Genomic DNA, 10201 nt, shown 5'->3' with positions numbered 1-10201 from the left:
AAGAACAAAAAGAATACATAAAAGCGAAGCTTTCGGAAGAAGAAACGGCTAAAATTTATCGTCAACGTAAAATGGACGTGGAGCCAGTTTTTGGATTCTTGAAGGCTAATTTAGGTTTCACACGATTTTCTGTTCGTGGGAAATCCAAAGTCGAAAACGAAACCGGCCTCGCACTAATGGCCGTGAATATACGAAAATATGTGGCAAGGGGGTGAGATCTTGCCTTTATATCTTTAAAATAATTGAAAAAAGGCGAAGTCGCACCGGCGACTTCACCTTTTTTCGATTATAGAGACCTTTTGTCCCAGCCTCTTTTTTCTCTTACCCTTTACGACTTTCCGTCATTTGTTTCCAAACGGATCCTTTTGCTTCTTCTCCGCCTGCAATTCGTTCAATTGCTAGTTTAATTTGTAAATCAACCTCAAACTCTGGATCGTTTTCCGCTGCTTTTAAGGCTGACAAAGCTGTTTCGTCTCCTACTTCGTATAAAAACATTGCTGCTCTCCAGCGCACAAGCTTACTTTTATCTTGTAGCGCTTCACACATCGCCGCAATCCCTTCTTCAAACCCTAAATCTGACATACAGTCTCCTGCAGTACGACGAACCGTTACAGATTTATCTTTTAAAGCTTTATATAAGAATGGAAGGACTTCTTTCGATTCAATCATTCCAAGATAGACCGTTGCTAAGCGGCGGATGGATGCTTTTTCATCATCAAGCGCTTTGTTCAAAACGGGTAAATCCTCTTCTGTTGGATTCATTTGCTCTAAATGAGCATAACGAACTGTCCAATCTTCCTCATCTAACATTTCTTCTGTTACTTTATATGCTTCGCGTGGCTTTACAACTTGCTCTCCACTTTCCTCTTGCTTTGCAAGTTGGACAAGTCGATTCAAACGCTCCTCAGGATAAGCTGCTGATAATTCCTCTACAACATCTTCTCCAATTGCTTCTAGTTCACCGTAGCGAACTCCTTGCTCTTTCCATTTACGCTCCAATACAACGTTTGATGCAAATTGCTGAACTTCAGCAACCGCTTTTGCAAAACGATCTGGAAGCCCAAATCGCTTCTCTTCTGTTCCATCCGTTAACTTTACTTGCATAGGGACATTTTTAAACAGTTGAACAGCTACGCTCACTTCCCCGTAGTGCTCATTAATCTGCTGGTTTTCAGTCTCATCCTGTATGTCTTCTCCAAAAGCTGCGCGAACCTGAGGTAAAATTTGTTTCCAATCATATTTTGCATTACGCTCAACTGCCAAAAAATCAGCGACGTGATATACGCCTTTTACGCCTTCAACCTTCATGATTTCTTGAATAACCGCTGGGGCTTCATGACTATTATCTTTATGGTAGTTGTTGCTTTTTCCTCCAGGCAACACTTCATTTAAATTGATCTTCATTGTATTCGGACTTGGTGTGGGTTCAATAGATTTAATCTTCATACACTCATACTCCTCAATTTCATTTTTTTACATTGTAACATGCTCAAAAACAGAGGGTCTAATTACCTGCTTTTTTACGCATTTTCAATTTCTTCAATTAGTTCCGAAAGCTCCGTCCAGCGTTCTAGCAGCTCATTTAAATCATCGTTTGCTTGCTCTTGTTCCATCGATAAGGTATGGGCTTTGGAGTAATCACTTCCAGCTCGTTCAATTTCAGCTGTTAAGCGTTCAATCTCCTCTTCTTTGGCTGCAATTTTATCTTCAATTTCATCCCATTCTTTTTGCTCTTTATATGATAAACGACGCTTTTTCTGCTTTTCTTGTACTCTAGGCTTTTCTTCTTTCACTTTGGTCTCTTGCACTTGTTTTTGCTTTTGACGTCTTGCTTCTTCCAGCTGATCCGTATAAGCACCGTAATAGGTTGAAATGACGCCGTCTCCTTCAAAGACCAACAAGTAGTCAGCGACTTTATCTAAGAAATAGCGATCATGTGAAACAGTAATAACAACGCCTGGAAATTCCTCTAGATAGTCTTCTAGAACCGTTAACGTTTGTGTATCTAAATCATTGGTTGGCTCATCTAACAGCAACACGTTCGGTGAGGTCATTAAAAGCTTCAATAAATAAAGGCGACGACGTTCTCCACCTGAAAGCTTTCGAATAGGCGTTCCGTGTGTATGAGAAGGAAATAAAAAACGTTCAAGCATTTGCGAAGCTGAAATTACTTTTCCATCCGTCGTTTGGACGATTTCAGCTGACTCTTTGATATAATCTAGCATTCGTTTATTTAAGTCCATATCGTCACTTTCTTGCGTATAGTACGCAATTTTAACAGTTTGCCCACGATCAACCTCTCCGCTATCAGGTCCAATACGACCAGCAAGCATGTTTAAAAGCGTTGACTTCCCGCTTCCATTTTTACCGACAATCCCAATCCGATCTCCTTTTTTCACAATGTGAGTGAAATCGTTCAAGAGCATCTTACCTTCAAATGCTTTTGACACTTCTTTTAGTTCAACAACTTTTTTCCCTAAACGACTGCCTGCTAAACTTATATCCAGTCCCTCTTTTTCAGTACTTCCTACTTTTCCTTCAAGTTCTTCAAATCGTTGAATGCGCGCCTTTTGCTTCGTTGTTCGCGCCTTGGCACCACGTCGAATCCAAGCTAATTCATTACGGTATAAATTACTTAACTTGGATTGCGTTGCTTTTTCTTGCTCTTCACGAAGTGCTTTCCCTTCCAAAAACGCTCCATAATTTCCTTTGTAGCTGTATAAATTACCACCATCTAATTCAAAGATGCGATTCGTAACGGCGTCTAAGAAGTAACGATCATGCGTTACGAGTAAAACGGCACCTTGATACTTCGCTAAATATTCTTCTAGCCATTTTACCGTTTCATAGTCCAAGTGGTTTGTCGGTTCATCTAAAATTAAAAGATCCGGCGTTTGAATTAAGCTTTGAGCAATGGAAACACGTTTTTTCTGACCACCAGATAATGCCCCAATTTTCTCTTGCATATTGGTAATACCAAGCTTCGTTAGAATGGCTTGGGCACTAGAGTTCGCTTCCCATGCGTTCATTGCATCCATCTTTTGCTGAAGATCATATAAATTCTGCTGCGCTTTTTCACTCGAAGCATCTTGCTGGAGCTCGTACAGCGCAAGCTCATATTGCTTTAATAACTGAAGAAGCGGCGTATCACCGCTGAAGACCTGCTCTAGCACCGTAAGTTCAGGATTAAAATCCGGGTGTTGAGGCATATACGTAATGCGGTAATCCTTCGCGTGCATGACTTCGCCACCATCGGCTATTTCCAGTCCTGCAATAATTTTTAGCAACGTTGACTTTCCTGTACCGTTGACACCAATTAAGCCAATTCGTTCATTTTCAGTAATGGTAAAGGTTAAATGATTAAATAAGTTCTTTTCCCCATACGTTTTTGTTAATTCTTCAATCGTAATCATTTTCATTGTTATAATTCCACTCTTTCTTAAATTGTGCTAAAAAGCCAAGCATATAGTCATGACGTTCCTTTGCAATTGCTTTAGCTGTGTATGTATTCATTCCTTCGTACAACTTCAGTAGCTTTTCATAAAAATGGGCAACAGCCGTTGACTTTCCATTTCGATATTCTTGTTCCGACATCACGTCTCGAATCTCAATTGAAGGATTGTATAAAGGTGTTCCTTTAGCTCCTGCATACATAAATGTTCGCGCGATACCCACTGCTCCAATTGCATCCAAGCGATCCGCATCTTGCACAACTTCTCCTTCTAACGTCGTCATGTCCGGACGGTTTCCACCTTTAAAAGACACTGTTTTTAAAATATGTATAATATGATGACAATCCTTTTCGCTAATCCTGTGAACAATCAGCCACTCTTCTACTTCTTTGTAAGCTTTATTAACATCAACCACTAGTTTATCATCTACAACATCATGAAATAAAGCAGCCAGTTCGACTACCTGTTTATTTCCACCTTCTTTTTCACATAGAATCATAGCTAAATTGCGCACGCGATTAATATGCTGCCAGTCGTGGCCCGTAGTGTCATGTGCGAGCTTCTCTTTCACAAATGCTTCTGCTTCTTTTATCGTTCGCTTCATCTTAGCCTCCTTATGAAACGCATTTATTCAATTCATTTTACCACAAAGAAGCTCAGGGTGTTTGAGTAACAAAAAAGCAGATGAACACTACGCTCACCTGCTTTGCCTTATATTAATTCTTCAATGTCTTTCTTTATATCTTTTGGTGAAGTTTGTGGCGCATAGCGCTTAATTACTTCTCCTTGACGGTTCACAAGAAATTTAGTGAAGTTCCATTTAATTGTTTTAGATCCAAACACACCGGGCGCCTCTTCAGCTAAGTATGTAAATAGAGGGTGTGCATGTTCGCCTTTCACGTCCACTTTATCAAACATCGGAAAAGATACTCCGTAATTAAGTTCACAAAACTGTTCAATATCACCTGCGCTACCCGGCTCTTGACCACCAAACTGGTTACAAGGGAATCCAAGAATCTCTACACCTTGGTCCTTCATCTCTTCATAAAGTGCTTGAAGCTCTTTATATTGCGGAGTAAATCCACACTTACTTGCTGTATTAACAATGACCAAAACTTTATCTTCGTATTGGGAAAGCGACACTTGTTCACCTTTAATCGTTTTTGCAGAATACTTATAAACTGACATGCATTCGACCTCCATTTAGTAAAGTATCGTTCATACCTTTATTGTAATGTATGAGATGTCGTTTCAACAATTTATAAGCGCTTATCATGTGCTTGCTGGTCATAATAATTTTTCAACTGGTCCATTGTTTGGAGCATATAGTCAATCATCTCAATTAAATCGGCCACTTGGTCTTCATAAACAAAGCGGTTAAACATCACTTTTACTTCATTTTCATATTCGTCAGTGTCAACTTCATGAATCACTCGTTGTTCAATTACGCGATTCTCTCCCCAAACTCTTTCACACAGCATGCGAATTTCATTGCAGTCTTCAATCGTATAAGCAACGGCTTGCTTAATATAAAAAGCAATAAATACCGTACAGCCTGGCTTTTCCTGACGAGACGGAGTTAACTCAGCATGGATGCTATCTAAATCCGTTGAAAGAGCCAAGGTTGCCGTACAGCACGAATGCTGCTGAAATGAAATACGATACGTCCTCGTAAACCGAGCTAAGTCCATTAAGTCTTCACGATTTACAACCGATACTTGCCCCGATAAATCTAAATCGTATATTTCCCCTTCCACAACCACTTTTAAATTATCAAATACAATTGGATCAAACATCGTTCCACTACTTTCTTTACAATAAAATAATTTATCCTTTACTTGTTCTAACCATTTCCTATGATAACATACGCTCTTTGGAAAAAATAAGAAAAAGACGATGCACCCATCGCCTTTTCCTATTAAAAGATTCCTACTGCTTGTCCGTTCTCGTCGACGTCCATATTTAGCGCTGCTGGTTTTTTCGGGAGGCCAGGCATCGTCATAATTGAACCTGTTAAAGCAACTAGAAAACCCGCACCGATCGATGGCTTAAACTCACGAATTGTGATGCGGAAGTTTTCAGGTCTTCCTAATAGTTCTTGATCATCACTTAGTGAATACTGTGTTTTCGCCATACAAATCGGTAAGTACGACCATCCGTATTGTTCAAACTGGGCGATTTGCTTGTGGGCTTTTGGAGAGAAATCTACGCCACTCGCTCCGTACACTACTTTTGCAATCGTTTCTACTTTTTCTTCAACTGTCGCTGATAAATCATAAATCGGTGCAAAGTTTGACTCTTCTGTTTTCATGATTTGGAGAAGTTCTTTTGCTAAATCAATACCGCCAGCTCCACCTTTTTCCCACACTTCTGTGAGGGCTACTTTTACGCTGTTTTCTTCACACCAGCTCATAATCGTTTCAATTTCTCCTGTACTATCCGTAACGAAACGATTCACTGCCACGACGCACGGAACTCCAAATGCGCGAATTGTTTCAATATGCTTTTCTAAATTCTTCATGCCTTCTTGTAGCGCTTCAATATTTTCCTTACTTAACTCAGTTTTTGGAACGCCTCCGTGCATTTTCAATGCGCGGACGGTTGCAACAAGCACAACGGCTTCAGGCTTAATATCTGCCATTCGTGCTTTAATATTTAAGAACTTTTCTGCTCCTAAATCAGCTCCAAATCCTGCTTCTGTCACAACATAGTCACCTAATTTAGCCGCCATCTTCGTTGCAATCACGCTGTTGCACCCATGGGCAATATTAGCAAATGGACCGCCATGAATAAGAGCTGGCGTATGCTCTAACGTCTGGACGAGATTAGGCTTAATCGCATCTTTTAACAGAAGGGTCAGTGCTCCTTCCGAGTTTAAATCAGCGACCGTTACTGGCTCATTTTGATATGTATAACCAACTACAATGCGAGCTAATCTTTTTTTCAAATCTTGAACGCTTGTTGCCAAACAAAAAATGGCCATAATTTCTGATGCTACTGTAATATCGAAGCCATCTTCTCTTGGTACACCTTGAACTGGACCACCAAGCCCGACTACTACTTGACGAAGTGCACGATCATTTAAATCAACGACGCGCTTCCATGTTACTTTACGCGTATCAATTCCTAGCTCGTTACCTTGGTGAATATGATTGTCAATAATAGCTGATAGCGCATTGTTTGCTGTTGTAATGGCATGAAGGTCTCCCGTAAAATGAAGGTTGATGTCCTCCATCGGCACAACCTGAGCATAGCCACCTCCAGCTGCTCCTCCTTTAATTCCCATGACTGGACCTAAAGAAGGCTCACGCATGGCGATAATTGCTTTTTCATTCAGCTGTTGAAGGGCTTGTGCCAGTCCTACAGTTACCGTAGACTTCCCTTCACCCGCAGGGGTCGGATTAATGGCCGTCACCAAAATAACCTTGCCATCCTTTTGGTCTTTTAAGCGTTCCATAATGTCCAATGAAAGCTTTCCTTTATAATGGCCGTATGGCTCGAGCTCCTCTTCTAAAACACTTAGCTGAGCTGCAATATCCTTAATCGGTTTCATCTTTGCTTCTTGAGCGATTTGTAAATCACTTTTCACTTGTTTCTTGGTTGTCATGTTATCCTTCTCCTTTTTCATACAAATGAATGCACGCTCTTTTTACCATTAAAAGAACCTTATTTATGTATATTAGTCTTATCTAAGTATTATCTAGCACTTACTGTTGATATTGTATCATTTTTGGCTTAAATTACGAATAAGAAACTCTACTTTTTCGAAAATTCAGTTGATTAATATTCTGTATATTCATATAATAGTGTATTGTATATAGAAATGAAAATCGTCTTTGAAAAAACCATTCAAGAGATAAAAAAATCTGTGTGCTCACTATATATAGTGATTGATTGCACGTTATATTACGAAAAAACAGGAGGAAGTTTTATTGCCTATTAACATCCCGCGTGATCTACCAGCAAAAGAAATTTTAGAAAAAGAACGTATTTTTATCATGGATGATGTACGGGCATTTAATCAAGAAATTCGCCCTTTAAATATTGCGATTTTAAATTTAATGCCTGAAAAAGAAAAAACTGAAACACAGCTGCTTCGTCTGCTGGGTAACTCACCGTTACAGGTACATATTACGCTTCTGCACCCAGCAACCCATGAAGCGAAGACAACGAGTAAAAATCATTTGGAGCAGTTTTACAAAACCTTTAAGCAAATTAAACACCAAAAGTTTGATGGCATGATCATCACCGGTGCACCAATTGAACATATTCCATTTGAAGATGTGAATTACTGGTCGGAGCTCACTGAGATTATGGATTGGTGTAAGACAAACGTTACGTCAACGATGCATATCTGTTGGGGAGCTCAAGCTGGGTTATATCATCATTTTAACATTGATAAAAGACCGCTTGACGAAAAATGTACAGGTGTGTTCACACATACTTCTCTTCAAGAGCCTATTAAGCTTCTGCGAGGGTTTGATGATCTCTTTTTCTCCCCTCATTCACGCAATACAGATGTGGACTTAAATGAAGTGAAAACTCACCCCGATCTAACGTTGCTATCACACTCAGAAGAAGCAGGTGTCTACTTAGTCATGTCAAAGGATGAAAAGTTCATTTTCGTAACAGGTCATCCTGAATATGATGTTCAGACGCTACAAGATGAGTTTATGCGGGACAAAACAAAAGGAATGGATGCAAAGTTGCCTGAGCACTATTTTCCAAATGATGATCCAACCCGTGCTCCGCTCAAAACGTGGCGCTCGCACGCAAATCTATTATTCATGAACTGGTTAAACTATTATGTTTACCAAGAAACGCCTTATGAGTGGAAATGAAAGAACCTGGTCACAAACAAAGCGGACTCTCTCTAGAGTCCGCTTATTTCTTTAAAATAATGCACGCCACGTATTTATACCAATGATTCCATCTACGGAAAGGCCTTTGCTACGCTGAAATGCTTTTACTGCACTTAACGTGTTGGTGCCAAAAATGCCGTCAATAGTGCCTGGATTATGGCCAGAAATATAAAGAGCGGCTTGTGCAATCCATGTTAAATTTCCACGAGCCCCTTGTACAATATTTACAACGGCATTCCTTGTATTACTCCCATAAATACCATCTACGGCTAAGCGAGCATTAAACTGCGTGTTCAGCTCAGACTGTAGACCTTTAATAAGCGCTGCTTTTGTATTAGGTCCATAAATGCCGTCTACAGCAATGCCTGTTTTATAGCGAGAATTTAACGTTTGTTGAATGGTACGAATAACAGTATCTCCCGAAGTTGAAGGTGGCGGAGCTGAAGGCTTTGGTGGTGTTGGCTGTGGTTTTGCAGGTGCTTTTGGCGGCGTTGAAACTGGTGTTGGTGTTGGCGTAGGTGTAGCCCCTGATTTTGCAGGCAACCTTAAAAAAGTTGCCATTCCTTTTGCATAGGCATAGGCTATATTCTGTAAAAACGATTCGTTTTTAAGCAAAGTCGCATCTGCAGCTCGGTCAATAAAAGCAATTTCAGTTAGAACAGCCGGCATATTTGTACGACGAAGCACGGCATAAGAGGCTGTTTTTTTCCCTCGGTTTGGATGGTTGTAACCGCCTATTACTTTCTTTACTTCACCATGTACTGCATTTCGCAACGAAACAGAGCTAACTCTTCGACCCGTATAAATATAATCTTCGTATCCTGTTCCACCTCCAGCGTTCACGTGAATAGACATAAATGCGTCTGCTCCCCATGCGTTTGCTCGACTTGCTCTTTCGCTTAGTGACAAAAACACATCCGTTGTACGCGTAGTGCGAATGGTAAACCCCGTATATTGATCATTAAAAAATTGAATCATGTATTGCTGAAGTTTTAATACTAAATTTTTTTCAAGCAGCCCATTTGACACGGCCCCTGAATCGTGACCACCATGTCCTGCATCAAGATAAATTTTTTTCATATCGCTTGTCTCCTCCCTATATTTAAATTATGCTGCATTCGCTTATAGCGACACGTACAGAAACCCACTTCAACTATTTTCTAAAAAAAGGAACGTAACCCGAGGTTTAATTTATGTAAATACAGAGTAAATACTATATAAAGAGACTTTTAACAGAATGATGTTAAATGAATCTGTTAATGATAAGCTGTATAGCTGTTTTATCAGCTCCTCATTCTACCTCAGAAGTCTTTACTGAAACGTTAGGGAGTTTTTAAAATGATTACAAAAAAAGAAGCGTTTCTATTTCATCATGAGTTAAATCGGCTGCTGGCAGATTATCGTAATTGTTCAAATTCAAGCATTCGAGATGAGATTTACAAAGATATTCTGTTAATAACGAACGTCATCCACGAGTTTAAAGAAAAAAGCTTGCATTAGATACAGAGATTGACTCTTTCCTTTTATATAGTTGAACACACATCAAAAAGGGGGCTGTCTAATAAGTCCCTCTAAATAAAACAGGTGGAGAAAAACGCAATGTTTTTCTCCACCTGTTTTTATATATTTTCGATTATTATCTAAAAGTAACTGGCGAATGCCAGCTACTTTTAGTATATTGTGGGCTAATGCCACAATCCCAAATTCCACATGGACTTTATCGAGTCCCCGCAAGGAAAATCTGCGGAACGACCGATTGCCCTTGATGTGACCGAACACACTTTCGACCTCGACCTTACGACGAGCGTAGATAGCGGCTTTCGTTTCACATTCAAGGGCTGTTTTGGCCTTTGCTTTCATTTCCTCAAAAATGGTATTCCAATGAAC

General features: G+C 39.9%; 11 protein-coding genes. 3 read left to right on the top strand and 8 right to left on the bottom strand.

The genetic code is table 11. The features are described 5' to 3' along the window. Positions 1 to 215, top strand: a 215-nt coding sequence (locus AS180_RS19910) for a transposase (RefSeq protein WP_082636430.1), incomplete at its 5' end; no start/stop codon positions are given. 106 nt (positions 216 to 321) lie between these two features. Here AS180_RS19910 and AS180_RS19905 read toward each other — a convergent pair. The 6 genes from AS180_RS19905 to AS180_RS19880 form a co-directional block, all read right to left on the bottom strand. After that, entirely contained in the window at positions 322 to 1446 is a 1125-nt protein-coding gene (locus AS180_RS19905) for a conserved virulence factor C family protein (protein WP_025907692.1), read from the bottom strand. A 74-nt stretch (positions 1447 to 1520) separates the two neighbouring features. Beyond that, positions 1521 to 3419, bottom strand: a complete 1899-nt coding sequence (locus tag AS180_RS19900; RefSeq protein WP_062687394.1) for an ABC-F family ATP-binding cassette domain-containing protein — start codon at positions 3417 to 3419, stop codon at positions 1521 to 1523. Next, positions 3400 to 4056 (bottom strand): HD domain-containing protein, encoded by a 657-nt coding sequence (locus tag AS180_RS19895; protein ID WP_025907690.1) that lies wholly within the window; start codon positions 4054 to 4056, stop codon positions 3400 to 3402. Before AS180_RS19895 ends, AS180_RS19900 begins: the two co-directional genes overlap by 20 nt. A 107-nt stretch (positions 4057 to 4163) precedes the next feature. Further along, positions 4164 to 4640, bottom strand: a complete 477-nt coding sequence (locus tag AS180_RS19890; RefSeq protein WP_025907689.1) for a glutathione peroxidase — start codon at positions 4638 to 4640, stop codon at positions 4164 to 4166. A 71-nt stretch (positions 4641 to 4711) separates the two neighbouring features. Next, positions 4712 to 5248, bottom strand: a complete 537-nt coding sequence (locus AS180_RS19885) for a hypothetical protein (protein ID WP_062687393.1) — start codon at positions 5246 to 5248, stop codon at positions 4712 to 4714. A 122-nt stretch (positions 5249 to 5370) separates the two neighbouring features. Beyond that, positions 5371 to 7059: a formate--tetrahydrofolate ligase gene (locus AS180_RS19880; protein ID WP_062687392.1), complete on the bottom strand. Its 1689-nt coding sequence runs from the start codon at positions 7057 to 7059 to the stop codon at positions 5371 to 5373. Positions 7060 to 7384: 325 nt separating this feature from the next. On the opposite strand from AS180_RS19880, the gene metA reads away from it, so the two are divergent. Next, entirely contained in the window at positions 7385 to 8293 is a 909-nt protein-coding gene (gene metA, locus AS180_RS19875) for a homoserine O-acetyltransferase MetA (RefSeq protein ID WP_061785042.1), read from the top strand. Positions 8294 to 8344: 51 nt separating this feature from the next. Here metA and AS180_RS22930 read toward each other — a convergent pair whose 3' ends face one another. Next, positions 8345 to 9394, bottom strand: coding sequence for an N-acetylmuramoyl-L-alanine amidase (locus AS180_RS22930; protein ID WP_062687391.1), 1050 nt, complete (start codon positions 9392 to 9394; stop codon positions 8345 to 8347). 258 nt (positions 9395 to 9652) lie between these two features. On the opposite strand from AS180_RS22930, the gene AS180_RS23370 reads away from it, so the two are divergent. Continuing rightward, the gene (locus AS180_RS23370) at positions 9653 to 9814 is read left to right on the top strand and encodes a hypothetical protein (protein WP_169799841.1); all 162 of its coding nucleotides are present in this window, start codon (positions 9653 to 9655) and stop codon (positions 9812 to 9814) included. A 42-nt stretch (positions 9815 to 9856) separates the two neighbouring features. On the opposite strand, the gene AS180_RS19865 is transcribed toward AS180_RS23370, so the two are convergent. Then, on the bottom strand, positions 9857 to 10201 hold a 345-nt coding region (locus AS180_RS19865; RefSeq protein ID WP_139109248.1), incomplete at its 5' end, for a transposase.

The sequence above is a fragment of the Priestia veravalensis genome, assembly GCF_001457055.1.
Lineage (GTDB): Bacteria > Bacillota > Bacilli > Bacillales > Bacillaceae_H > Priestia > Priestia flexa.
Note: the sequence above shows the minus strand (reverse complement) of the source record. Positions and strands in the feature narration are given on the sequence as shown.

Bases quoted from the DNA above. Each gene is read 5' to 3' on its own strand.
- AS180_RS19885 (WP_062687393.1), bottom strand. From the start codon at position 5,248: ATGTTTGATCCAATTGTATTTGATAATTTAAAAGTGGTTGTGGAAGGG.
- AS180_RS22930 (WP_062687391.1), bottom strand. From the start codon at position 9,394: ATGAAAAAAATTTATCTTGATGCAGGACATGGTGGTCACGATTCAGGG.
- AS180_RS19895 (WP_025907690.1), bottom strand. From the start codon at position 4,056: ATGAAGCGAACGATAAAAGAAGCAGAAGCATTTGTGAAAGAGAAGCTC.
- AS180_RS19905 (WP_025907692.1), bottom strand. From the start codon at position 1,446: ATGAAGATTAAATCTATTGAACCCACACCAAGTCCGAATACAATGAAG.
- AS180_RS19900 (WP_062687394.1), bottom strand. From the start codon at position 3,419: ATGAAAATGATTACGATTGAAGAATTAACAAAAACGTATGGGGAAAAG.
- AS180_RS19890 (WP_025907689.1), bottom strand. From the start codon at position 4,640: ATGTCAGTTTATAAGTATTCTGCAAAAACGATTAAAGGTGAACAAGTG.
- AS180_RS19880 (WP_062687392.1), bottom strand. From the start codon at position 7,059: ATGACAACCAAGAAACAAGTGAAAAGTGATTTACAAATCGCTCAAGAA.
- AS180_RS23370 (WP_169799841.1), top strand. From the start codon at position 9,653: ATGATTACAAAAAAAGAAGCGTTTCTATTTCATCATGAGTTAAATCGG.